Genomic DNA, 22,225 nt, shown 5'->3' with positions numbered 1-22,225 from the left:
GTGCTCTTCCGATCTCGGGTCCTCGATCGCGGCGAGGGTGCGGGGCCCCGAGCGATTCTTCGCTCGGGGCCCTCGGCGTTGTGCGGCGTCTCGTGCCGCCTGGCCTCTGCGTGCCTCTGGTGCCGCTGCCTGCCTCAGACGAGGAAGTCGCGGGCCAGGTTCTCCGCCGCCCGCTCCAGCAGCGGACCCGCCTCGGCCATACAGCGGGCCGGGTCGGGCTCCAGGTCCGTCAGGGCGTACGCGCGGCTGATACCGGCCGTGCTGAGGGCCTCCTGGGGCAGCTGGAGCCGTCCGCAGACCGCGGCGACGTCGATGCCCGCCGTACGGGCCGCGGCGGCGACACCGGCCGGCGCCTTGCCGTGCAGCGTCTGCGCGTCCAGCGAGCCCTCGCCGGTGATCACGAAGGTGGCCTTCGCCAGCGCCGGCGCGAACCCGAGCACATCGAGCATCACGTCGATACCGGGACGGAACGCCGCATCCAGGCCGACCAGGGCCCCGTAACCGATCCCGCCCGCCGCGCCCGCACCGGGCGCCAGGGCGTGCTCGGCGGCCTTGGGACCGACCGCGGCCTCCAGCACCTCGGCGTAGTGCGCCAGGGCGGCATCCAGGGTGGCCACGTCGGCCTCACTGGCGCCCTTCTGCGGGCCGTAGACCGCGGGGGCGCCCTTGGGGCCCGTGAGCGGGTTGTCGACGTCGCTGGCGAGCACGATGTCCGTACGGGCCAGCCGCGGGTCGAGGCCCGACAGGTCGGCCGTGGCGAGGTCCGCCAGCGGACCGCCCCCGGGGGCGACCGGCTTGCCGTCCGCGTCCAGGAACCGCGCGCCCAGCGCGGCGAGCATGCCGGCGCCGCCGTCGGTCGTCGCACTGCCGCCGACGCCGAAGACGATCGAGGTCGCGCCCGCGTCGAGGGCCGCGAGCAGCAGCTCCCCGGTGCCGTACGTGGTCGCCGTCAGGGGCGCGAAAACGCCCTTCGGGAGGTGCTGAAGGCCGGAGGCCTCCGCCATCTCCACCACGGCCGTACCGTCCTCGCGCAGCGCGAAGGTGGCCGTCACCGGCTCGCCGGTGGGGCCCATGACCCGCGCCTCATGGCGCGCGAAACCGGCCGCGAGCGCGGCGGCAACCGTGCCGTCGCCGCCGTCCGCGACCGGGATGGCCGCCACGTCCAGCTCGGGGACCACGCGCCGCAGACCGGCCGTGACGTGCTCGGCGACCTGTACGGCCGTGAGCGAACCCTTGAACTTGTCCGCGGCGATCAGCACCTGTCCGGTGTGTGTCCTTGCTGCGTCCGCCACCGTGTTACCCCTTGCTTTCGAACTGGCAGTCGCGCCGCTGCGACCTTATCCGGCGAGGGGCCCCGCGACCAGGGCAGACCGCTCCGCCACCCCGTCATGGCGGCCTGGCCACCCTCTAGGCTCGCGCTGTGACGACCATGGATTACGCCACCTATATCGCCGGCCTGCCCCGCGTACTCGCGGGTGCGGGTGCCATCTTCCGGGACACCCAGGGCCGCATCCTGCTGGTGGAGCCCAACTACCGCGACACCTGGATCCTGCCCGGCGGCACCGTCGAGTCCGACACCGGCGAGTCGCCCCGCCAGGCCGCCCGCCGTGAGACCGCCGAGGAAATCGGCATCGACGTCGAGCTGGGCGCCCTGCTCGCCGTCGACTGGGTCCGCGGCGAGGCACGGCCGCCGCTGGTGTCGTACCTCTTCGACGGCGGGGTACTGGACGAGAGCCGGCTCGCCGCGATCCGTCTCCAGGAGGAGGAGCTGCTGTCCTGGCGCCTGGTGCACTGGGACGAGGCCGAGACGATGGTCAATGTCGAGATGCGGCTGCGGATCCGCGCCGCGCTGGACGCGCTGGCCGACGGGCGCGGCCCGGCGGAGCTGGAGGACGGGATGCCGCCGGAGGGGGCTGCGCGGCATGGTGCCGCGTAAAAACGCCGTGGTGCGGGGAGAGCGGGCGGTCCTAGTGTGGCCGCCATGGACGATCTTCAGCGCATAGCGGATATCGCCGCAAGGACCGTGCGGGTGCCGGGAGTTGTCGGGGTGATGCTCGGCGGGAGCCGGGCGCGGGGGACGCACCGGGCGGACTCCGACTGGGATCTGGGGGTGTACTACCGGGGCGAGCTGGATCTGCCGGCGCTGGAGGCACTGGCCGCGGAGGTGACCGGCGGTCCCGTGGAGGTGTACGGGCCGGGGGCCTGGGGTGCGTGGGTGAACGGCGGGGCCTGGCTCGTGCTGCCCGACGGCAGCCATGTGGACTGGATCCTGCGGGATGTGGACCGGGTGCGTCGGGTGTGGCAGGACTGCCGTGCGGGCCGCTTCGAGACGGGGATGCAGGCCGGTCACCCGCTGGGCTTCTGGTCCCCCGCCTATCCCGGCGAGGTGGCGCTGGGACAGGTACTCGCCGACGCCGACGGGGAGCTGGCGCGCCTCAAGGAGGAGACCCGGAACTACCCCGAAGCCCTGCGGAAGTCGCTGACCGGCGGCGCGATATGGGACGCGGGCTTCTCGGCGGCAATGGCGGGCAAGTCGTCTGCGGCCGGGGACGTACTGCACGCCGCCCTGTGCCTGTCCCGGACCGTCGGCGGCCTCGTCCAGGCGCTGCACGCACACCACGGCGTCTGGTGCCTCAACGAAAAGGGCGCCCTGGCGGCGGCCTCCGCCCTGCCGGAGACACCGGCCGACTTCGCGGCCCGAGCCACCGCACTGCTCGGCCAACTCGGCCGTACAGCAGGGGAGTTGAGGCGCTCGATGGCGGAGGCGGAACGACTGGTGGAGGAGGTGCGAGCGGTGACCGACGCCTGAGGTGGGGCCGATACTCGCGGGTGACGGGGCGGCGGACCTGCCGGGTGCGCCGTGCCGTACCCGGTACCGGCGCCGGCGCCGGGGGGGGGCAACCGCCCGTCCGTCGGCCCGTACATGAGCGGCCGTCACCGAGGGAACACGCCCGGCGCGAACACCCGTGCGGGAAAATGCCCGGATCGGGTGGAAATATCGCCTCTTTTGCGCTCTCCAGAGTATCCACCACACTTCCTGGGGATTCCCTCGCGGAGAGCGTGGGGAGAAGCGCATGCGCGACAGCGTCGGCCGTGGCCGCTCTGCGGACACCGGCGGCATGCGCGGTCTGCTGCTCGTCGCATTGCTGGCGCTGCTGCATGCCGCGCTCGTCGTCGGCATCTGCCATTTGCCGTCCTCCGAGACGGACCGCTGCCTGACCCGCACCCCCGCTCCCGCCGTGGCCGGCGCCTCCATGGCCGGTACGTCCGTGTCCGGCATGTCCGTGGGGCACTGCGTCACCGAGGGGCCCGAACTGACGTCGGCCGGGGGCAACAAGAAGCATCATCCGGGCAGCGGCCCCCGGCGCAGCAGCGTGGCGTCGGGCTGCCAACTGCGCCATCAGGCACCCACGGGAACCTGCGGCAAGGCGGTCGGGCACGCTTCCTTCGCCGCCGCTGTCGCGGCTGCCGGTGACGTCTCCCCCGCAGCCGTCCACACCTCCGCCGCCGGCGAACCCCCCGGGCGGACGGTCGTTCTGCGCTGCTGATCCGGCCCGGCCGACGCATTCCCCCGCCATGCCCGGCATTCGGGCAGCCAGGGCGATCTCGGCCTGCCGTCATCAGGTCCAGGACTTCCTTACCGCAGGAGATCGGCATGCCCATCGACGTCTTCGCCGCTCTTGGCGCGCTTGTCCGCGCCGAGGCCGCACGCAACGCAAAGAAATCCGTACCCAGGCCCGTGACCGAGCCCGCGCACGACCGCCTCGACGAGCCTGCACCGGAGAGGCCGGACGACTCGGCGGACGACCGGACGGATACGCCGGCGACCACCGCCACGAGCCCGCCCGAGGCCCGCAGGCGCCCGCTCTCCAGGACTTTCCGGAAGTTGACCGCACTCTTCCGCTAATGCGATGCAGTAGGGACCGGGCGGTACCGCGGCACCGCGGCACCGCAACGGTCGTCGCTCGCGTGCGATACGTGCACGTCCGGGGGTGCGGGGGCGCAAAGCGGTCACGCCGGACGGTCCCCCGCGCGCCGCCGGCCGGCCCTGCCCGCCGGCTCCTCCCGGCCGGATCAGCGGCTGATGCCGACGGCGTGGCCGAAGGTCGTCGGGTCGGTGACGAAGTCGAGCATGGCGCGGGCCACGTCGGAGCGGGTGATGACGCTGCCGGCCGGGCCGGCCTCGACGGCGTGGCGGTAGCGGCCCTCGCCGGGTGTGTCGAGGAGACGGGGCGGGCGGACGGCGGTCCAGTCCAGGCCACTGTCCCGCAGTACGGCCTCCATCCGCTCGAGGTCGGTGTAGAGCTCCTTGAGGACCGCCCACAGCAGCGGCCCGAACACACGGTGGGTCAGCATCGGCTGGCCCGTGCCGGTGCGGTTGAGCGGGCCCGCGCTGACCATGAGCAGGCGCCGTACGCCGGTGGCGGTCAGCGCCTCGACGGCGGCGCGGGCCGCGGTGGACGCGGGGCGGAGCGGGTCGTGGCGGCCGGCCTGGCCGATACCGGAGAGCACCGCATCGGCGCCGTCGGCGACGGTCTTGACGGAGGCGGCGTCGAGGGGGTCGGTGCGGACGACCGTCAGGCGCTCGTGCCGCACGGTCAGCTTCTCCGGGCTGCGCAGCGCGGCGGTCACGTCGTGCCCGTCGGCCAGGGCATGGGCGACGAGGTGCCGGCCGACACCACCGGATGCGCCGAGAACGGTGAGCTTCATGACCTCTCCCGAGGGTGGACGAAGGGGCGAGTGAAGGGTGAGTGAGCACTCACCCACCAGTGTGAGTGAGTATTCACTCACCTGTCAATGTAGGCTGGGGTTCATGACTCATGACGCCGCCGCTCCCCTGACCGGAGGCGCCCTGACGCGCTCCCGCATCCTCGACGCCGCCGCCGCGCTGATGAGCACCGTGGGCCTGACACGTACGACGACGAAGGTGATCGCCCAGGAGGCGGGCTGCTCGGAGGCGGCGCTCTACAAGCACTTCCGCAACAAGGAGGAGATCTTCGTCCGGGTGCTCCACGAACGCGCCCCGCAGTTCTCCGACGCGCTGGCCCAACTGCCGGGCGTCGCGGGCGACGACCGCGGCCCGGCCGCGCATCTCCAGGAGGTGACGCTGGCCGCCGTCCGCTTCTACCGCCGGGCCTTCCCGATGGCGGCGTCCCTGTTCGCCAGCCCGGAACTACTGGACACACACCGCCGCCGCCTCGACGAACTGGGCACCGCGGGCCCGCAGAACGCCACCCAGCATCTGGCCGCTTATCTGGCCGCCGAACAGAAGCTGGGCCGGATCTCACCCGGCATCGACCCGCACGCCGCGGCCACCCTGCTCATCGGCGCCTGCTTCCACCGGGCTTTCCTCGACCTGTTCTTCGGCGCGCAGGCACCCGAGGATGCGCTGCTCCCGCGAAGCGAGGAGGAGTTCGCCACGGAGACCGTACGGGCGCTGCTCGACGGCATCGCGCCGCCGGGGTCCGCTCCGGCCCCGTAGGTCCGGCTCTCCGGCCCCGTAGGTCCGGCTCTCCCGCCCGTTAGGTCCGACCCTCCGGCCCCGTAGCGCGCGTTGCGCCCGGCCGGGACCTCGGCGGGGAACGACGGCGACGGCCCGCCCGCTCCCCCGCCCCCGGCCACACCCCATCAGCCGCACTCCTCCACCCGGAACAACGCGCTCTCCGTCCCCGGAAAGGGCGCGCTCTGCGTCCGCTCGAACGCCAGCAGCCGGCGCTTGCGGTCCAGGCCGCCGCCATAACCGGTAAGGCTGCCGTTCGTGCCGACCACGCGATGGCAGGGAACGATGATCCCGACCGGATTCCGGCCGTTCGCCAGCCCCACCGCCCGCGCCGCCGTCGGAGCGCCCAGCTGTTCGGCGAGCCGGCCGTAGCTGACGGTCTCGCCGTACGGGATGGTGCACAGGGCCGCCCAGACGCGTTGCTGGAAGGGCGTGCCGCGGAGCTCCAGGGAGAGGTCGAAGGTGGTGAGTTCGCCGCGGAAGTACGCCTCGAGCTGGGCGATGGTTGCGGCGAAGGGCGGGTCGTCAGGGGCTGCCGGGGTGCCGAAGGTCTCCTGGGGCGGGCGGTGGCGCTGGTCGGTCATGTAGAGGCCGGTGAGGGCGTCACCGAGGGCTACGAGGGTGAGCGGGCCCACCGGAGTGTCGGCCAGGACGGTGTGGGTGAGCGCGGCGGGGTGCCGGGTGGCGCGCCGGCCGACGTGCTCGGTGGCGTGCTGGGTGGTCGCGTGAACGGTCATGGTGGTGGGCTCAGTTCGTCGGGAGATAGTTGATGGGGTGGTCGTCGGTGGCCCAGAGGTACTGGACGGCGTAGGCGCGCCAGGGACTCCAGATGGCGGAGTGGCGGATGAGGGCCGCGGGGGTGGCGGGCAGGCCGAGGCCGGCGGCGGCGCGGCGCAACCCGAGGTCGGTGGGGGTGAAGGCGTCGGGGTCGCCCAACGCGCGCATGGCGACGACCTCGACGGTCCAGGGGCCGATGCCGGGGAGCGCCGCGAGCCGGGCGCGCGCGGCTGCCCGGTCGCTGCCGACGCCAAGTTGGAGCGTGCCGGAGGCGAGGGCCTCGACGACGCCGGTGAGGGTGGCTCGGCGGGTACGCGGCATCGCGAGGGACTCCGGGTCGAGTTCGGCGAGCGCGGCGGCGGACGGGAAGAGGTGGGTGAGGCCGCCACCGGAATCGTCGATCTGCTCGCCGTGGGCGACGACCAGCCGTCCGGCGTGCGTACGGGCCGCCGCGGTGGAGACCTGCTGGCCCAGTACGGCGCGGACCGCGAACTCGTCGGCGTCGACGGTACGCGGCACCCGGCGGCCGGGTGCCTTGTCGACCAGCGGGGCCAGCTGCGGGTCCGCGCGGAGCAGCCCGTCGACGGCCTCCGGGTCCGCGTCGAGGTCGAGCATCCGGCGGCAGCGGGCGATGGCACCCGCGAGATCGCGCAGATCGGTGAGCGCGAGCCGGCAGTCGATGTGGTCGGGGCGGGGTGACAGGGCGACGATGCCGTGCCCGTACGGGAGGCTCAGGGTGCGGCGGTAGGCGCCGTCGCGCCATTCCTCGACGCCGGGGACGGCGGTGGCCGCGAGATGGCCGAAGAGGTTGTCGGGGTTCAGCGGCCGGCGGAAGGGCAGCCGCAGGGAGAGGGTGCCGGGCACGGCGGCAGCGCCGCCCGGACGAGCGCGCCGGCGCAGTTCGGTCGGGGAGAGCGCGAAGACCTCCCGTACCGTCTCGTTGAAGGTACGGATGCTGGCGAACCCGGCGGCGAAGGCCGCATCGGCCATCGGCACCGCGGTGGTCTCCACCAGCAGCCGGGCGGTCTGGGCACGCTGCGCGCGGGCCAGCGCGAGCGGTCCGGCGCCGAGCTCGGCCAGCAGCTGGCGCTCGATCTGGCGGGTGCTGTAGCCGAGGCGGGCGGCGAGTCCGGGGACACCCTCGCGGTCGACGACGCCGTCGGCGATCAGCCGCATCGCCCGCGCGACCAGATCGGCCCGCTCGTCCCACTGCGGCGACCCCGGGGCGGCGTCCGGTCGGCACCGCTTGCAGGCCCGGAATCCGGCCAGCTGCGCGGCGGCCGCGCTCGGGTAGAAGCGCATGTTCTCGGGCTTGGGCGGCACCACGGGGCAGCTGGGGCGGCAGTAGATCCCGGTGGTGAGCACGGCGGTGTAGAACCAGCCGTCGAAGCGGGCGTCCTTGGACTGCACGGCGCGCAGACAGCGCTCGGTGTCGGTGTGCATGACCTCAAGGATTCCGCAGCCGAGGGGCTCTGGCTGGCGGGAATCCGACATCAGCGTCGGGTGGGGAGGGCGGGTGGGGCGGGTGGTGAGGGTTCCCTAGGGGAGGGGCGAACACTTCCCGTAGGGGTTACGAGCGCCCCCTTCGGGGCCACAACGCGGCGGGGCCGGCGGGATATTCCCGGGAATGCGCGCACCCTCGTGCGGCCAGGCTCGCGCGCCCGCCCTCGTGCGACCACTCTCGGGTGCCCGCCCTCGCGCGCCCGCCCCCGTGCGGCCACTCTCATCTGCCCGCCCGCCGGATCACCGCCCCCGTGCACCCCCGCGAACCGGTCCAGCGCCCCGATCACCTCGGCCTGCGTCGCCCCGCTGCCCTTGTGCCCCGCGTCATCGATCAAGATCAGCCGCGCGTCGGGCCAGGCGCCGGCCAGTTGCCAGGCGGTGTCCGGCGGCCCGCCCAAGTCGTGGCGGCCGTGGATGAGCACCCCCGGGATGCCCGTGAGCCGTCCGGCGTCGCGCAGCAGGGCGCCCTCCTCCAGCCGTGCACCGTGCACGAAGTAGTGCGAGCAGATCCGGACCAGCGCCGGCCGGGCCGCGGAGGGCCGGTCGCCGCCCGTCGTGTTGTGCCGCATATCGGTGGCGGGATCGCTCACGTGCGGCGTGCTGCGGCCACACCCGCGCTGGTCGAAGAGGACAACCCGATAGCGGGCGGGGTCGAAGTACCGGCGCGCCCCGGTGGTGCACCCCGAGCCCGGCCCGCCGTGGACGACCAGCGCGGGCTTGCCTCCGGGTTGCCGCAGGCCTCCCAGTAGACGCGATTGCCGTCGCCGACGTCGAGCATGCCGGTCTGGTACGGCTCGATGGGCGGGTAGCGCTCGGGCGTCATCGTCCGGTCGCCTCCTCACCATGGGCGCCGCTGCGCTCACGAGAGGACCACTGTGGCATGAGGGCCACCGTTGTCTCCTCGTTGTCTCCAGGGCCGGGTAGGGCCTGGTCGCCGCAGGGCCTCCCGGCTCGTCAACTCACCGTCACAGAAGGTGAATTGATCCTGCACGAGCCGGGTAGCCCGTCTGTCGCCAACGGCCGTCGGAGCCGCTCCGCGGCAGGGGTCCGGCCAATCGGCGTCTTGCCAGGTCCGGTAACGGGCCAGGGCACAGAGCCGGTGCCGAACGGTCCAGGTAGCCGTACCCCGGGCGGTGGTGAACCGCAGGGGGCGAAGTACAGCCAGCCCTACCGCGGTTGGCCTGCTGCCGTCACTGTGTTGCCGCTTTTTCCCCTCCAGCATGAATACCGCCGGGCCGTGGGCGTCCGGACGGAGAGGGGACGTGACCGACATGGTGCGCAAGAGGCGGCTGGCCCAGGCGATCGGGCTGGTCCTCATCTCCGTTCTGGGTGCGGGCGGTTGGGTCGTGGGGAACGGCGAGGCGGCCGTCACCACCCCGCCGCCGGGCGCCGCCGCCTGGCGAGCGGACCACTCTCTGAGCCGGTCGCTGCCCGATCCGGCGAGCGCCTCCCCCGCCGCCGTCGCCCGTCTCTTCGCCTCACTGACCGACGCCCAGCAGCGGGAATTGGCACAGCGCCATCCCCTCACCGTCGGGAATCTGGACGGGGCTCCGGTTCGGCTGCGCTACCAGGCCAATTTCCTGGCAATAAAGGCGGAGAAAGCGGCAAGGGAGAGGGACGGGCGGAGCGCGGAGGGGTACGCCGGATTCCTCCGGCCCGGCCGGCAGATCCTCGCCTTCGATCCGCGCGGCCGCGGCCAAATCGTCGAGGTGTACGGGGATATGGCGGCGGCGCGGCGTACGGCCGTCGTCGTCCCCGGTTCCGACAGCGACCTCGGGTCATTCGACCGCGCCGGGGACCCGTACGGCACCCCGTCGCGTATGGCGCGAGCGCTGCACACCAAGATGGCCCAGAAGGCCCCCGGCACACCGACCGCGGTGATCGCCTGGTCCGGCTATACGACCCCGGTCGGCCTGGGCCCGGACGCCGCCACCGGCCGCCTCGCCGAGGCCGGGGCGCCCCGGCTGAACCGCCTCCTGGCCGGCCTCGACGCCACCGGTGTCCCCGCGCCCACCGTGCTGTGCCACAGCTACGGCTCGGTCCTGTGCGGCGTGGCCGCGCCGGCCATGGCCCCCGGTACCGCCTCCGACCTGGTCTTCCTCGGCAGCCCCGGGACGCGCGCCGACACCGCGGCCGGGCTGCACACCACCGCCCGCGTCTGGGCCGCCCGGGACGCCACCGACTGGATCGCCGATATCCCGCACACCCGCCTGCTGGGGCTGGGCCACGGCACGGACCCCACCGACCCCGCCTACGGAGCGCGGCGCGTCTCCGCCGACCGGGCCGAGGGCCACACCGGCTACTTCGCCCCCGGCACCGACTCGCTCGACAACTTCGCCGACATCACCCTCGGCGCCTACGCCGCCGTCCGCTGCGCCGCGGATCATCAGGAGTGCCGCCGTGATCTCGTCTGATCCGCTCGCCCCCGTACGCCGGACGATCGCGTCGGTCAACGCGGGTACCCCCGCCGGCCGCGACCGCGCCCTCGACGGTCTGCGCGCCCTCGCCCTCCTCGCCGTACCGACCGGCCACTGGCTGCTCGGCGGCTTCACCCGCGACGCGGAGGGCGCGCTGCACAACGCCAGTCCGCTGACCGCCCTCGGGTTCCTGGCGCCCCTGAGCTGGGTGCTGCAGATGCTCGGCATCTTCTTCCTGGTCGGGGGCCATGCGTCGGCGCTGTCGTACCGGCGCGCCACCGGGCGGGGCGAGTCGACGGCCCGGTGGCTGAGGCGGCGGCTCGCCCGGCTGGGGCGGCCGGTGCTCGGGGTGACCGCTGTGTGGGCGGCGATGCTGCCCCTGCTGTACGGGCTCGGGGTGCCGGCCGCCACGCTGCGGACCGGGGCCACGCTGGTCATCCAGCCGCTGTGGTTCGTCGGTGTCTACGCGGGCGTGACGGCGCTGACCCCGTACTGCGCACGCGCCGCGCGACGGCTGGGTGTGTGGGCCGCGGCGCCGCTTCTCGCGTCCGTCGCCGTCGTCGACTTCCTGCGGTACGGCCCGTACGCCGATGCCATGCCCGCCTGGCTGAGTGTGCTGAACCTCCTCCCCGGCTGGCTGTTCGCCTACCAACTCGGCGTCAGCTGGGGCGAGAAGCGGCTCGGCAAGCGCGCGGCGTGGGTTCTGATGGTGGGCGGCGGCGCCCTGTTCGCCCTGCTCCTGCTCGCCTTCCACTACCCCGCGAGCATGGTCGGCGTGCCCGGCCAGGACCGTACGAACTCCCACCCGCCGTCACTGCTGGTCCTGGCCCTCGCCGCCACCCAGTCGGGCGCCGCGATCCTGCTCCGCGACCGCTTGGCGCGGCTCCTGCGCCGCCCCGCCCTCTGGGCACCCGTCGTCCTCGTCAACCTCTCCGCGATGACCCTCTTCTGCTGGCACCAGACGGCGATGCTCGCCGCCGCCGTTCCGAGTTCCTTCTTCGGTACGGTGCCGGGCCTGACGGCCGTCCCCGACAGCCTCCCCTGGATCGCGGCCCGGCTGGCGTGGCTGCCTGTCTTCGCGGCGGCGCTGATCGCCATCGGGCGTTTCACCCGCCGCTTCGAGGCTCCCTGGACCGGCGTGACCCGGGCCCGCCGGGCCGTCGCCGCGCTGCTCGCCGCCGGGTTCGCGGTGTACACGTTCGCGGGGTGGTGAGACGCGGGAGGGTGCGGCGGAGCGGGCGAGGGTCCAGCCGCGGAGCATCCGGGCCACCGGCAAGGCCGGTTCGAGGAACTGGCGGTGGTCCAGCCGCGGGTCGCGGGCCGTCTCGTAGCGACGGTGGTGGTCTGCGGCCGGGGCCTTCTCGCCGGCGGTGAGTACCGGGACCGCGAACAGCCATACCGGCGTGGGCAGTTCGAGGCCCAGCGGCACCGCGCCGCGGTCCCGGAGCATCGACATCAGCTGGAGGAGGACCGGCACTGCACCGATCGCGCCGAGCAGCGCGGCGGCCACCGCCACCACATTGATCTCGCGGCCGACGGTGGCCCGCAGCTGCCGGGGCGTGGCGCCGACCGCGCGCAGCAGCGCCATGTCGCGGGAGCGCTGATGGACGGCCTGGGCCACGGTGCCGGCGACCACCAGTACGGCGATCATCAGGACGGTGGCGCAGACCGTCGCGAGCAGCATCAGCAGGGCCGTCCGGCTGGGTGCCGACTCCAGGAACTCCGGCTCGCCCCGGCCGTTGCCGGTCAGCACCCGCAGCGCCGTGGGGTCCTCCTTGTAGTGGGCGCCGGCCGAGGCGTCCCGGGCGGGGTGCCTGCCGTCCAAGTGCCTGGCGCAGCCGGGGGTGGAGCTGATGGACGCTCACGCCGGGGTCGGCGAGGACGCCGGTGGTGCCGGTGGTGCCGGTGGTGCCGGTGTGCCCGGCCAGCCGCCGGGCCGTCTCGTCGCCGAAGAAGACGGCGCCCTGGTGGCCGAGCCCGGTGGCGTCGCCCTGCGCCTCGGGGGCGGCGATGCCCGAGACCTTGTACGAGGCGGGGGCGCCCAGTGTCTGGAGCGTGATGCGGTCTCCCACGCGGACCCGGCGCGGGCGGCCAGGTCGCCGTCCAGGACGACCTGCCGGGGGCCGGCCGGGGCGTGTCCGGCGCGCAGCGTGAAGCGGGCGAGCGCGGCGGCGGACCAGGGTGGAGACTGCACCACCATCACGGGTTCCGCGCGCGAACTCGGCGCGCAGATCTCGGTGTTCGCACTGCCGCCGCTGATCCTGATGCCCACCGACCCGGCCGTCCTGGGCGGCTGCCGTGCTGTTCGCCCGCCGAGTGCAACAGCCTGTACGTGCTGTCAGGGGCGGAGTTGGGTGGCGAACGCCTCGTACGCGGCCTCGTCGAAGAGGACGAACCGCACCTCTTCCACTGTCGTCTCCGTGTCGCGCACCGTCTCCACCGCGATACGAGCGGCGTCGCCCATCGGCCAGCCGTAGACGCCGGTGGAGATGGCCGGGAAGGCGACGGTGCGCGCTCCCAGTTCGTCGGCGACCCGCAGCGACTCCCGATGGCAGGAGGCGAGGAGGGCGGAGCGGTCCTCGGTGGCCGACCAGACCGGCCCCACGGTGTGGATCACCCAGCGCGCAGGCAGCCGTCCCGCCGTGGTGGCGACCGCCGCGCCGGTGGCCAGACCGCGGCCGTACCGGGAGGCGCGCAGGTCGCGGCATTCGGCGAGGATGTCCGGGCCGCCGCGGCGGTGGATCGCGCCGTCCACTCCCCCGCCGCCCATGAGGGAGGAGTTGGCGGCGTTGACGACGGCATCCACGGACTGCTCGGTGATGTCGCCCTGGACGAGGGTGAGGGAGGTGCTCATGAGGCCCGAGCGTAGGCAGCGGAGCACGGGACGGCCAGTCAGAAACCGCCCTTCACCACAACCACCAACGGCTCCCGCCCTGGCCCCCGCCGTACGGGATTAGCGGCGCCCCTCGCGCAGTCGGCGCCACACCGCCTTGGCGGCGTAGTGGCCGGACATGCCGTGGACGCCGGGGCCGGGCGGGGCGGACTGGGAGCAGAGGAAGACGGCGGGGTGCGCGGTCTCGTACGGGATGCGGGCCAGCTTGGGGCGGATGAGCAGCCGCAGCCCGGCCGCGGAGCCACTGGCGGTGTCGCCGCCGACGTAGTTGGCGTTACGGGCGGCGATCTGGGGCGGACCGGCGACCGCGCGGGCCAGGACGAGGTCGCGGAAGCCGGGGGCGAAGCGCTCGATCTGCCGCTCGAGGACGTCGGTGGCGTCGCCCTCCCAGCCGTTGGGGACATGGCCGTACGCCCAGAAGGTGTGCTTGCCCTCGGGGGCGCGGCTGTCGTCGATCAGGCTGGGCTGAGCGGTGATCATGAAGGGGACGGAAGGGTCCTGGCCGTTCGCGGCGGCGTTCAGTGCGGCGCCGATCTCGCCGCTGGTGGGGCCGATGTGGACGGTGCCGGCCCGGCGGGCCTCCTTCGCGGTCCAGGGCACCGGCTCCGCCATCGCGTAATCGATCTTGAAGCTGGCCGGGCCGTACTTCACGTCGCGGTAGGCGTTGCCCAGGCCCGCGATCCGGGCGAGCGCGGTCGGTGAGGTGTCGAAGATGTACGCCCGGGCCGGCGGCAGGTCGTCCAGCCGCTTGACCTCGAAGTCGGTGTGCACCGCGCCGCCGTGGGCGCGCAGCAGTCCGGCGAGGGCGTCCACGATGGCCTGGGAGCCGCCGCGCGGCACCGGCCAGCCCACCGCATGCGCGGCGAGCGCGAACATCAGGGCGATGCCGGTGGTCCCGAAGGAGCCCAGCGGCGCGATGGCGTGCGCCGCGAGGCCGGCCATCAGGGCGCGGGCCTTTTCGTCCTGGAAGCGGCGGTTGAAGAGGCTGACCGGCTGCATGGCCGACAGCCCGAAGCGGGCGTAGGTCACCGGGTCCATGGGCAGGCCCAGCCACTGGGTGCGCAGGAAGTCATGGGCCATGGACTCCCATTTGCCGAGGAACGGCGCCATCAGCCTGCGGTACGTGCCGGCGTCGCGCGGCCCGAGGGACATCGCGGTCTGGCCCACGGAGCGGGCCAGCACACCGGCCGTGCCGTCCGGGAACGGATGGGCCAGCGGCAGGTCCGGGTGCAGCCATTCGAGTCCGTACCGCTCCAGGGGCATCGCGGTGAAGGCGGGCGAGCCGACGGCGAGCGGGTGCACCGCCGAGCAGGGGTCGTGGCGGAAGCCGGGGAGGGTCAGCTCCTCCGTGCGGGCTCCGCCGCCGATGGTGTCGCGGGCCTCGAAGACCTCGACGGACATCCCACGGCGAGCCAGTTCGACCGCCGCTGTCAGGCCGTTGGGTCCTGCCCCGATCACGACGGCATCGAGCATCCTCGGCACCTGCGCCACTCCCCTCAAGTCCGACCCTCGTCGGTGAGGATCAGTTGGCGGCTGCCAGCAGTCCGAGGATACGCCGCGCCGTTTCGGCGTCCCGTGCCGCGGTGAACGGCAGCGCATTGCCGCCCGCTATCCGGAACGGCTGCCCGGCGACCGTACCGCTGGCGCCGCCCGCCTCGTGCACCAGCAGCAGGCCGGCGGCGTGGTCCCAGGCGTTTTCCCAGCTGAAGGCCGTGGCGTCGAGGTCGCCGCGGGCTATGTACAGATACTCCAGACCCGCCGAGCCGCAGGGGCGCGGAGCGATGCCGCCGGTGTCCAGGGCGGCAAGCACCCGCTTCTGGTCGTCGTTGGTGAAGTCGAAGTGGGAGGTGGCGACGTCGAGGACGGCGTCGGGGTCCGGGGAGCCGGCGTGCAGCGGTATGCCGTTCAGCTCGGCGCCGGCGCCGCGGCGGGCGATGGCCATCAGGCCGAGCGCGGGGGCGTACGTCCAGGAGGCGAGCACCTCGCCGCGGTGGGCGAGCGCGACGAGCGTGGCGAAACCGGGGTCGCCGTGGACGAACTGGCGGGTGCCGTCGACCGGGTCGACTATCCATACGGGGGCGTCGCCGTGCAGTGCGTCCAGCACGCCGGGGTCGGCGTGCACGGCCTCCTCGCCGACGACGCGGGAGCCGGGCAGCAGGGCCGTGAGCGCGGCGGTGAGGTGCTCCTCGGCGCGCCGGTCGGCGACCGTGACGAGGTCGTGCGGGCCGTTCTTCTCCACGATGTCCTCGGCGGCGAGCTGCCGGAAGCGCGGCATGATCTCGTCGGCAGCGGCCTGGCGGACGGCGGCCTCCACGGCGGCCAGGTCCAGCGCGGCCAGGTCCGGCGCGGCCAGGTCCGGCGCGGGGGCGAGCCGGGGGGCCGGGGTCGTGGTGACGGCTTCGGTGATATTCGTGGTATCTCCCGAATCTTGGGTACGAAGTGCTTCGATCATGCGTCCATGGAACCATGCGGCACTGACACAGCGACTGGACCACAAGTGAACTCCAGGTGCCGCGGAAGGCACGGGACGGGATCAGCGCCCGACGGCGTAGCCCTGCATCCCCCGCGGATTCGCCGCCGACGCCAGCACACCGGTCTCCGGATCCCGTGCCACGGCGCACAGCCGCCCCTCCGACCAGGCATCACCCACCGTGACCAGATGGTCGCGCCGCCGTAGCTCGTCGATCACCGGCGTACCGATCCGGGACTCCACCGTCACGCTCCCCGGCCGCATCCTGCGCGGAAAGAACGAGCCGGGGAAGGAGTCGTGGTGCCAGTTCGGGGCGTCGATGGCGCCCTGGAGATCGAGGCCGCCGCGGACCCTCGCGCGCAGCGCCACGGCGAGGAAGAAGTGCAGCTGCCACTGGTCCTGCTGGTCGCCGCCGGGTGTGCCGAAGGCCATCACCGGGACGCCGTCCCGCAGCGCGAGGGACGGGCTGAGGGTGGTACGGGGGCGGCGTCCGGGGGTGAGGGTGTTGGGCAGGCCCTCCTCCAGCCAGGCCATCTGGAGCCGGGTGCCGAGGGGGAAGCCGAGGGCCGGGACGACCGGGTTGGACTGGAGCCAGCCACCGGAGGGCGTGGCGGAGACCAGGTTGCCCCAGCGGTCGACGACGTCGATATGGCAGGTGTCGCCCCTGGTGGCGCCGTTCCGGTCGACCTCGGGCGCGGCCTGCTGGAGCACCGCGCTCCCCACCGTCGGCTCACCGGCCCCGCCACCGGAGACACCCGTGGCGAAGGGGCCGTCCGCACCGGAGGCGACCGCCGTCGCGTGCTTGCTCAGCCGCGGCGTACGGCCGTCCGGGCGGCCGGGCCGCAGCTCGTACGAGGCGTGCTCGCCGATCAGCGCCCGGCGCGCGGCGTTGTAGTCCGCGCCGAGCAGCGCGCCGAGCGGCACCGCGGCGGCACCCCCGTCCCCCGCATCCCCGTACCAGGCCTCGCGGTCGGCCATGGCGAGCTTGCCGCCCTCGATGAGGAGATGGACGTACTCGGGACTGCCGTGGACGGGCAACTCCGGCGGCAGCAGGGCGAGTTGCTGGAGGAACGCCGGGCCCTGGGACCAGCCGCCCGCCTTGGCGACGGTCCAGCCGTGCCAGTCGTAGGTGACCGGGGCCTCGTATGTGGCGGAGAAGGCGGCCAGGTCGTCACCGGTGAGGGCGCCCGCGTGGCGTTCGCCGGAGGTGTCCATGGCCGGGCGGGCGGCGAAATCGGCGAGCGCCTCCCCGATGAACCCCTCGCGCCACACCCGCCGCGCGGCATCGATCTGCGCCTCCCGGCCCGTCGCGGCGGCCTGCGCCTCCGCGATCAGGCGACGCCAAGTGGCCGCGAGTGGAGGGTTCTTGAGCAGGCGACCGGGAGCGACCGGCCGTCCGCCCGGCAGATAGAGCTCGGCGGAGGAGGTCCACTCCGTCGCGAACAGCTCGCGGACCGTCTCCACGGTCCGGCCGATCCCCCCGACGGCCGGATGGCCGTGTTCCGCGTACCCGATGGCGTAGCGCAGCACCTCGGCAAGGGACTTGGTGCCGTGGTCGCGCAGCAGCAGCATCCAGGCGTCGAAGGCGCCCGGTACGGCGGCGGCGAGCGGCCCGGTGCCGGGCACGAGGTCGAGGCCGAGCGCCGTGTAGTGCGCCACGCTCGCTCCGGCCGGCGCCGGGCCCTGCCCGCACAGCACCTCCACCGGGCCCCCGGCCGGCGCCAGGAGGATCGGCACCTCGCCCGCCGGCCCGTTCAGATGGGGCTCCACCACATGCAGCACAAACCCGGCGGCGACGGCCGCGTCATAGGCGTTCCCGCCCTCCTCCAGGACAGCCATCGCGGACTGCGACGCCAGCCAGTGGGTGGTGGAGGCCATCCCGAAGGTGCCTTGGAGGGTGGGGCGGGTGGTGAACACGGGGCTCCTTGTCCGTTGCGCGACGGGGGCGGTCACCGGGTACGTACCCTTTCGCCATGGCTATGCAGCGCACCAATCTCCCCCGCTCGGCCTCCGGCGTCCCCTGGGACGGGCTGGCGCTGACGGTCGACGGCCCGGCGCGCCCGCCGCTGCGCGTCGAAGTCGCCGACGGGCAGCGGCTGGTGCTGTGGCAAGGAAGCCGGGTCGCGCTGCTGGCGCGGCAGCGGATCACCTATCGCGGAGTGCACTACGCCCGCACCGGGCATTACGCGTCCCCACTGCCCCCTCTACGCGCCGACCTGGCCCGCGCATACCGGGAGGCCTGCCCGGACGACAACGGTTGGTTCGCCCGCTGGGCCCAGCGCTTCGCGAACGAGCTGCGGGACACCCCCAACGGGCCGTTGCACGAGGGAGACTGGCGGCTGACACGCGGCATGCCGCGGCGATGGGACGTGGCCGCGAACTGGGCGCGGCTGCCCGTCCACGACCCGGACGTCGGCCATATCACCTGGGCCGGTTACGGCGATCCCGAGGAGGACTGCCGCGACCTCCTGCCGCTGCGGCCGCTGTCCGCGCCGGATGCGCCGCGGGTGAAGGCGTACCGCCGCCAGTACCGCGAGGGCGTGCTGCCGCCCGTCCTGCTGTGGTGGATCGGCGGTCTCGACTCACTGGTGCTGGTGGACGGGCACGACCGGCTCGCGGCGGCGCTGGCCGAGGGCGGCCGACCCGCCGTCCTCCGCCTGGCCCGCGAGGCGTCGGAGCGTTGGGTCAAGTGGGCCGGCGGGCCCCTCATCGACGACTACGAGAAACGCCTCGCCCCCACGGAGCAGGCCTGCGCCGAGGGGAATGCGCTCGCCCAGATCCTCGCCGGTGCCGCAAGCCGGCAGCTGGGGGCACAGCTCCACGAGCTCGAGGTGGACCCCGATCTCACCCGTTCATGGCCCCTGCCCGGCGGCGCGGACGCCTGGGACGCACTCGCCGCCGAGCACGCCCCCGGCTGGCACCCCGCCCCCGAAAACTGACGAGACGACAGCGCGCCCGCTGCGTACGCTCGCGCCATGACCAGCACCGACCAGAGCGGGGCCCCCGACCGGCCGATCCGCCGTCCCCTCGTCGCGATCCTGAGCGGCGCCGGGATCTCCACCGACTCCGGGATCCCCGACTACCGCGGCCCCAACGGGCTGTGGCGGCGCGACCCGGAGGCCGAGAAGCTGGTCACGTACGACACGTACATGGCCGACCCGGAGATCCGGCGGCGGTCGTGGCAGATGCGGCTGACGCACCCGGCGTTCCGGGCCCGGCCGAATGCCGCGCACGAGGCGGTGGCGCGGCTGGAGCGGTCCGGGACGCCGGTCCGGGTGATCACCCAGAACGTGGACGGACTGCATCAGCTCGCCGGGCTGCCCGCACGCAAGGTCCTGGAGCTGCACGGCAGCGTGCGCGCCGTCACCTGCACCCGCTGCCACGCCCGGTCCTCGATGGAGGAGGCGCTGGAGCGGGTGAGCGCCGGGGATCCGGACCCCGCGTGTCTCGTGTGCGGCGGCATCCTGAAGTCGGCGACGGTGATGTTCGGCGAGCGGCTGGATCCGCAGGTGCTGGGTACGGCGCTGGGCGTGGCGAAGGCGGCGGAGATCTTTCTCGCGGTGGGCACGACGCTTCAGGTGCACCCGGCCGCGTCCCTCGCCGGGGTGGCCGCCGAGCACGGCGCCCGCCTGATCATCATCAACGCCGAGCCGACACCGTACGACGAACTCGCCGCCGAGGTGATCCGCGAGCCGATCGGCAGCGCGCTGCCCCGGTTGCTGGACTCCCTGAGCGAGAATCCGACCGGGAACCCGCCCGGGAACCCGAGCTGAGCCCGTACAGGCCCTCCCCCGCCGGAATCATCCCGCCCGCGCAACCGTTGATCCCACAGCCGGCCGGAACGAGGGCCGTAACAGGGAGAAGGAGAGCGCACCGTGCCGGACAGGCCCCAGGACATCCCCCGCCGCCGGCCCCAGGGCAGGCACCACGGTGAGTACAAGGTGCCGGGCGGCAAGCTGGTGGTGGTCGATTTCGATGTGGTGGGCGGGCCGCTGCGCGGGGTGCGGGTGGCCGGGGACTTTGTTCTGGAGCCGGACGAGGCACTGGATGCCATCAACGGGGCGCTGGAGGGCGCGCCGGCGGAGGCCGATGCGCGGGGGCTCGCCGCGCGGATCGATGCGGCGTTGCCCGCCGGGGCGGTGCTGTTCGGGTTCAGCAGTGAGGCAGTGGGCATCGCGGTCCGGCGGGCCGTCGCCGGTGCCGCCGAGTGGACGGACTTCGACTGGCAGATCATCCATGAGGGGCCGCAACCGCCCGCGCTGCACATGGCGTTGGACGAGGTGCTGACGGCCGAGGTCGCGGCGGGCCGCCGGCCGCCGACGCTGCGGGTGTGGGAGTGGGACCGGCCCGCGGTGATCATCGGCAGTTTCCAGTCGCTGCGCAACGAAGTGGATCCGCAGGGCGCCGAGCGGCACGGCGTGACGGTCGTACGGCGGATCAGCGGCGGCGGCGCCATGTTCGTCGCAACGCGAAGGCACTACGCCCTCGCTTCCTAGCCGTCATACGACGCCTAGGCGCACAAAGTGCGGCAATCCAGACAAGGGTCGGCCGGAAAAACGACCTACTCTGCGCGATTGTGAGCACCACCGTGACAACCGCACCACTCCGACTGCGCCCCTTGGAGGAGCAGCCCGCCTCCGCCGGGCGCCGCAAGCGCGGCTTGATCTATGTCCGGGTCTCGAAGGCCCGTGAGGACATGATCAGCCCCGAACTCCAGGTCGGCCATGCCCTCTCTCTCGCCAGGGCGGAGAACATCGACGTCATCGCCGAACCCATCATGGACCTCGGCGAGTCGGGCCGCCAGTTCGAAGAGCGTCGGATCGAAGCGATCAAGCAGATGGCGCGCGACAAGCAGTTCGACGTGCTCATCCTCTGGATCTGGTCCCGCTTCGGGCGCAACCTCCGAGAGTCCCTCCAGCACCTCGATACGCTCATGGACTACGGCGTCGAAGTCCGGGCTGCCAAGGAGGACTTCGACGGCAAGACGACCATCGGCCGCTTCGCCATCGCCCAGATGCTCAACATCGCCGAACTGGAGTCCAACCAGAAGGCCGACTCCTGGCGCGACGCCTTCGAGCGCCGGCGGAACAAGGGCCTCCCCCACTCCAACCGCGGCCGGTTCGGGTACTACCGCTGCGAGACCTGCCCCAAGTGGGAGTTTGGCAAGAAGCTGGAAACGTGCCCGAAGTGCCGCAACGGGATACTGAAGGTCGACCCGGTGACCGGCCCCGTGTTGGCCCAGCTCTAGCGCGACTACGCCGCCGGCATCTCGGTCCGCAAGCTGGTGGTTGACCTCAACCGGCGGGGCATCAGGACCTTCACCGGCAAGCCCTTCACCTCCGGCGACCTCCACGCCGTCCTCGACAGCGGGTTCGGCCTCGGCTATGTCCGCTACCTCATACCCGAGCTGTCCCACCAGGTCGTCACGAACGACGACGGCAGCACAAGGAGGAAGCGGGCGAACCGGCAGCGCGACGTCACGGCGTTCCTGTACTACGGCGGCGCCCACGACGCGGTCATCGGCGACCCGTCCGAGTGCGAGCGCATCTGGGATGCCTATACCAAGCGCCGCATGGCCCAGAGCGGCCGGAGTTTTTTCTCGAACCGACCGCGCTACTCACTCTCCCGGCACCTCCGCTGCTCGGGCTGCGGCGGCCGGATGCAGACCGCCCTGCGCAACAAGAAGTACCGACGCCCACCGTTCGACGGTCTCCCCAACCCTCTCGACGTGACGTTTCGCTGTGCCAACCACATCGACTCGAAGTCCTGCCCCGCCAACGGCACTTACATATCGCTTGCTGTCGCGGAAAAGTGGTTCCTCGAGTGGCTCGACCGCGAGGCGCAGATGAGCGAGCGTGAGACTGAGGCGCTCGCGGCAAGGATGGCCGCACTCAGGACACGGAGCGACGGCGACCAAGCCCTCCTGGGCCGCCTTGAGAACATCCAGGGCCAGCTGGAAGGCCTCCGCACCAAGGACGACAAGCTGACCGACGCCGTCCTCGCGGAGCTGGTGTCCGAGGACTCGGCCCGCCGTAAACGGACCGAGCTGGAAACCCAGAGGCAAGCCCTGATCCGGGAACAGACCGAACTGCGCACCAAATTGAAGGAGGTACCAGTGCAGCAGCCCCGTCCGTCCCGGATGGACCTCCTCACTGCCCGCAAGATCTACCTGGCCGCAGGCCAGGCCAACCGGCGCGAGCTCGTGTCGAAGCTCGTCCGCGAGATCCGCGTGAACAAGGGCGGGGGCGGCCCAGGAAAACTCCGCGTCTACCCACTCTGGGAAGCACCGCCGCCGTGGGTCCCTCGGGAGCCGTCATCCGACTCGTGACTGTCAGTAGCGAATCCGTACCGGACAGCCAGGACGACCGCCAGGTCCCAGAAGTCCTTGAGGCACTCTTCCTTGCTCAGGATGTCTGCCCTCATCACGATCTCGCTCCCTGTGGGAGTTGCCTGACCCTCCTGCTTGGAGGGGCGGCAGACCAGCCGCCCCACCAAGATGGGAGATTCTCCCGGTTTGCCCCGGCCGGATTCTGGTGCTAGGGCCTGTGTGATGTCGTGATCAATCGGCTACTTGCAGGAGATCTCCGAGCCAGATCATCGAGGCGCGGAGTTCGAGGCCGGCGAGGTAGCTCTCGGGCGTCTTGTCGAAGCGTGTGGCGATGCCG

19 protein-coding genes and 4 pseudogenes are annotated in these 22,225 nt (G+C 73.0%); 13 read left to right on the top strand and 10 right to left on the bottom strand.

Features of this window, described 5'->3' with window-relative positions; translation table 11 throughout:
* Nucleotides 1–134 precede the first annotated feature (134 nt).
* Nucleotides 135–1,259: a glycerate kinase gene (locus AB0D04_RS37525; protein ID WP_362711891.1), complete on the bottom strand. Its 1,125-nt coding sequence runs from the start codon at nucleotides 1,257–1,259 to the stop codon at nucleotides 135–137.
* 170 nt (nucleotides 1,260–1,429) lie between these two features.
* Between AB0D04_RS37525 and AB0D04_RS37520 the strand changes: the two genes are divergently transcribed.
* From AB0D04_RS37520 to AB0D04_RS37505, 4 genes are all read left to right on the top strand, one after another.
* A complete protein-coding gene (locus tag AB0D04_RS37520; protein WP_362711890.1) occupies nucleotides 1,430–1,936 on the top strand; it encodes an NUDIX hydrolase in 507 nt (168 codons plus the stop codon).
* 45 nt (nucleotides 1,937–1,981) lie between these two features.
* The gene (locus tag AB0D04_RS37515; RefSeq protein WP_362711887.1) at nucleotides 1,982–2,809 is read left to right on the top strand and encodes a nucleotidyltransferase domain-containing protein; all 828 of its coding nucleotides are present in this window, start codon (nucleotides 1,982–1,984) and stop codon (nucleotides 2,807–2,809) included.
* A 265-nt stretch (nucleotides 2,810–3,074) separates the two neighbouring features.
* Complete coding sequence (locus AB0D04_RS37510; protein ID WP_362711886.1) at nucleotides 3,075–3,548, top strand: hypothetical protein; 474 nt, start codon at nucleotides 3,075–3,077, stop codon at nucleotides 3,546–3,548.
* A gap of 107 nt (nucleotides 3,549–3,655) precedes the next feature.
* Complete coding sequence (locus AB0D04_RS37505; protein ID WP_362711885.1) at nucleotides 3,656–3,907, top strand: hypothetical protein; 252 nt, start codon at nucleotides 3,656–3,658, stop codon at nucleotides 3,905–3,907.
* A 167-nt stretch (nucleotides 3,908–4,074) separates the two neighbouring features.
* Here the strand turns inward: AB0D04_RS37505 and AB0D04_RS37500 are convergent, their stop codons facing one another.
* Nucleotides 4,075–4,710 carry an SDR family oxidoreductase gene (locus tag AB0D04_RS37500; RefSeq protein WP_362711884.1) on the bottom strand — a complete coding sequence of 212 codons (636 nt, stop codon included), beginning with the start codon at nucleotides 4,708–4,710 and terminating at the stop codon, nucleotides 4,075–4,077.
* Nucleotides 4,711–4,813: 103 nt separating this feature from the next.
* On the opposite strand from AB0D04_RS37500, the gene AB0D04_RS37495 reads away from it, so the two are divergent.
* Entirely contained in the window at nucleotides 4,814–5,482 is a 669-nt protein-coding gene (locus tag AB0D04_RS37495; RefSeq protein ID WP_362711883.1) for a TetR/AcrR family transcriptional regulator, read from the top strand.
* Between the two features lie 146 nt (nucleotides 5,483–5,628).
* Here the strand turns inward: AB0D04_RS37495 and AB0D04_RS37490 are convergent, their stop codons facing one another.
* From AB0D04_RS37490 to AB0D04_RS37480, 3 genes and pseudogenes are all read right to left on the bottom strand, one after another.
* Nucleotides 5,629–6,237 carry a methylated-DNA--[protein]-cysteine S-methyltransferase gene (locus AB0D04_RS37490; RefSeq protein ID WP_362711882.1) on the bottom strand — a complete coding sequence of 203 codons (609 nt, stop codon included), beginning with the start codon at nucleotides 6,235–6,237 and terminating at the stop codon, nucleotides 5,629–5,631.
* A 10-nt stretch (nucleotides 6,238–6,247) separates the two neighbouring features.
* Nucleotides 6,248–7,720, bottom strand: coding sequence for an AlkA N-terminal domain-containing protein (locus AB0D04_RS37485; RefSeq protein ID WP_362711881.1), 1,473 nt, complete (start codon nucleotides 7,718–7,720; stop codon nucleotides 6,248–6,250).
* A 320-nt stretch (nucleotides 7,721–8,040) separates the two neighbouring features.
* Nucleotides 8,041–8,603 (bottom strand): annotated as a pseudogene (locus AB0D04_RS37480) (hypothetical protein); the annotation flags it as partial.
* Nucleotides 8,604–9,051: 448 nt separating this feature from the next.
* Between AB0D04_RS37480 and AB0D04_RS37475 the strand changes: the two are divergent.
* Both AB0D04_RS37475 and AB0D04_RS37470 read left to right on the top strand, forming a co-directional pair.
* A complete protein-coding gene (locus tag AB0D04_RS37475) occupies nucleotides 9,052–10,194 on the top strand; it encodes an alpha/beta hydrolase (protein WP_362711889.1) in 1,143 nt (380 codons plus the stop codon).
* The gene (locus tag AB0D04_RS37470; RefSeq protein WP_362711880.1) at nucleotides 10,181–11,410 is read left to right on the top strand and encodes an acyltransferase family protein; all 1,230 of its coding nucleotides are present in this window, start codon (nucleotides 10,181–10,183) and stop codon (nucleotides 11,408–11,410) included. Before AB0D04_RS37475 ends, AB0D04_RS37470 begins: the two co-directional genes overlap by 14 nt.
* A gap of 204 nt (nucleotides 11,411–11,614) precedes the next feature.
* On the opposite strand, the pseudogene AB0D04_RS37465 reads toward AB0D04_RS37470, so the two are convergent.
* The 5 genes and pseudogenes from AB0D04_RS37465 to AB0D04_RS37445 form a co-directional block, all read right to left on the bottom strand.
* Nucleotides 11,615–11,848 (bottom strand): annotated as a pseudogene (locus AB0D04_RS37465) (FtsX-like permease family protein); the annotation flags it as partial.
* 687 nt (nucleotides 11,849–12,535) lie between these two features.
* A complete protein-coding gene (locus tag AB0D04_RS37460; RefSeq protein WP_362711879.1) occupies nucleotides 12,536–13,051 on the bottom strand; it encodes an O-acetyl-ADP-ribose deacetylase in 516 nt (171 codons plus the stop codon).
* Nucleotides 13,052–13,150: 99 nt separating this feature from the next.
* The gene (locus tag AB0D04_RS37455; protein ID WP_362711878.1) at nucleotides 13,151–14,563 is read right to left on the bottom strand and encodes an NAD(P)/FAD-dependent oxidoreductase; all 1,413 of its coding nucleotides are present in this window, start codon (nucleotides 14,561–14,563) and stop codon (nucleotides 13,151–13,153) included.
* A 49-nt stretch (nucleotides 14,564–14,612) separates the two neighbouring features.
* On the bottom strand, nucleotides 14,613–15,542 hold the full coding sequence (locus AB0D04_RS37450) for an inositol monophosphatase family protein (RefSeq protein WP_362711877.1): 930 nt from the start codon (nucleotides 15,540–15,542) through the stop codon (nucleotides 14,613–14,615).
* 81 nt (nucleotides 15,543–15,623) lie between these two features.
* On the bottom strand, nucleotides 15,624–17,477 hold the full coding sequence (locus AB0D04_RS37445; RefSeq protein WP_362711876.1) for a gamma-glutamyltransferase: 1,854 nt from the start codon (nucleotides 17,475–17,477) through the stop codon (nucleotides 15,624–15,626).
* A gap of 56 nt (nucleotides 17,478–17,533) precedes the next feature.
* Between AB0D04_RS37445 and AB0D04_RS37440 the strand changes: the two genes are divergently transcribed.
* The 6 genes and pseudogenes from AB0D04_RS37440 to AB0D04_RS37415 all read left to right on the top strand — a co-directional run bounded on the left by AB0D04_RS37440 (nucleotide 17,534) and on the right by AB0D04_RS37415 (nucleotide 21,888).
* The gene (locus AB0D04_RS37440; protein WP_362711875.1) at nucleotides 17,534–18,499 is read left to right on the top strand and encodes a hypothetical protein; all 966 of its coding nucleotides are present in this window, start codon (nucleotides 17,534–17,536) and stop codon (nucleotides 18,497–18,499) included.
* A 36-nt stretch (nucleotides 18,500–18,535) separates the two neighbouring features.
* A complete protein-coding gene (locus AB0D04_RS37435; RefSeq protein ID WP_362711874.1) occupies nucleotides 18,536–19,333 on the top strand; it encodes a Sir2 family NAD-dependent protein deacetylase in 798 nt (265 codons plus the stop codon).
* A 123-nt stretch (nucleotides 19,334–19,456) separates the two neighbouring features.
* Nucleotides 19,457–20,050 (top strand): annotated as a pseudogene (locus tag AB0D04_RS37430) (lipoate--protein ligase family protein); the annotation flags it as partial.
* A gap of 86 nt (nucleotides 20,051–20,136) precedes the next feature.
* Nucleotides 20,137–20,808, top strand: a complete 672-nt coding sequence (locus AB0D04_RS37425; protein ID WP_362711873.1) for a recombinase family protein — start codon at nucleotides 20,137–20,139, stop codon at nucleotides 20,806–20,808.
* Between the two features lie 15 nt (nucleotides 20,809–20,823).
* Nucleotides 20,824–20,994: pseudogene (locus tag AB0D04_RS37420) on the top strand (hypothetical protein); the annotation flags it as partial.
* 138 nt (nucleotides 20,995–21,132) lie between these two features.
* Nucleotides 21,133–21,888 (top strand): recombinase zinc beta ribbon domain-containing protein, encoded by a 756-nt coding sequence (locus tag AB0D04_RS37415; protein WP_362711888.1) that lies wholly within the window; start codon nucleotides 21,133–21,135, stop codon nucleotides 21,886–21,888.
* Nucleotides 21,889–22,225: the final 337 nt, after the last annotated feature.

The sequence above is a fragment of the Streptomyces sp. NPDC048483 genome, assembly GCF_040651455.1.
In the GTDB taxonomy this organism is placed as follows: Bacteria; Actinomycetota; Actinomycetes; order Streptomycetales; family Streptomycetaceae; genus Streptomyces.
Note: the sequence above shows the minus strand (reverse complement) of the source record. Positions and strands in the feature narration are given on the sequence as shown.

Coding starts and splice junctions, on each gene's coding strand:
- AB0D04_RS37455 (WP_362711878.1), bottom strand. CDS start 14,563: ATGCTCGATGCCGTCGTGATCGGGGCAGGACCCAACGGCCTGACAGCG.
- AB0D04_RS37475 (WP_362711889.1), top strand. CDS start 9,052: ATGGTGCGCAAGAGGCGGCTGGCCCAGGCGATCGGGCTGGTCCTCATC.
- AB0D04_RS37510 (WP_362711886.1), top strand. CDS start 3,075: ATGCGCGACAGCGTCGGCCGTGGCCGCTCTGCGGACACCGGCGGCATG.
- AB0D04_RS37515 (WP_362711887.1), top strand. CDS start 1,982: ATGGACGATCTTCAGCGCATAGCGGATATCGCCGCAAGGACCGTGCGG.
- AB0D04_RS37495 (WP_362711883.1), top strand. CDS start 4,814: ATGACTCATGACGCCGCCGCTCCCCTGACCGGAGGCGCCCTGACGCGC.
- AB0D04_RS37450 (WP_362711877.1), bottom strand. CDS start 15,542: ATGATCGAAGCACTTCGTACCCAAGATTCGGGAGATACCACGAATATC.
- AB0D04_RS37500 (WP_362711884.1), bottom strand. CDS start 4,710: ATGAAGCTCACCGTTCTCGGCGCATCCGGTGGTGTCGGCCGGCACCTC.
- AB0D04_RS37485 (WP_362711881.1), bottom strand. CDS start 7,720: ATGCACACCGACACCGAGCGCTGTCTGCGCGCCGTGCAGTCCAAGGAC.
- AB0D04_RS37520 (WP_362711890.1), top strand. CDS start 1,430: ATGGATTACGCCACCTATATCGCCGGCCTGCCCCGCGTACTCGCGGGT.
- AB0D04_RS37460 (WP_362711879.1), bottom strand. CDS start 13,051: ATGAGCACCTCCCTCACCCTCGTCCAGGGCGACATCACCGAGCAGTCC.
- AB0D04_RS37440 (WP_362711875.1), top strand. CDS start 17,534: ATGGCTATGCAGCGCACCAATCTCCCCCGCTCGGCCTCCGGCGTCCCC.
- AB0D04_RS37415 (WP_362711888.1), top strand. CDS start 21,133: ATGGCCCAGAGCGGCCGGAGTTTTTTCTCGAACCGACCGCGCTACTCA.
- AB0D04_RS37505 (WP_362711885.1), top strand. CDS start 3,656: ATGCCCATCGACGTCTTCGCCGCTCTTGGCGCGCTTGTCCGCGCCGAG.
- AB0D04_RS37435 (WP_362711874.1), top strand. CDS start 18,536: ATGACCAGCACCGACCAGAGCGGGGCCCCCGACCGGCCGATCCGCCGT.
- AB0D04_RS37490 (WP_362711882.1), bottom strand. CDS start 6,237: ATGACCGTTCACGCGACCACCCAGCACGCCACCGAGCACGTCGGCCGG.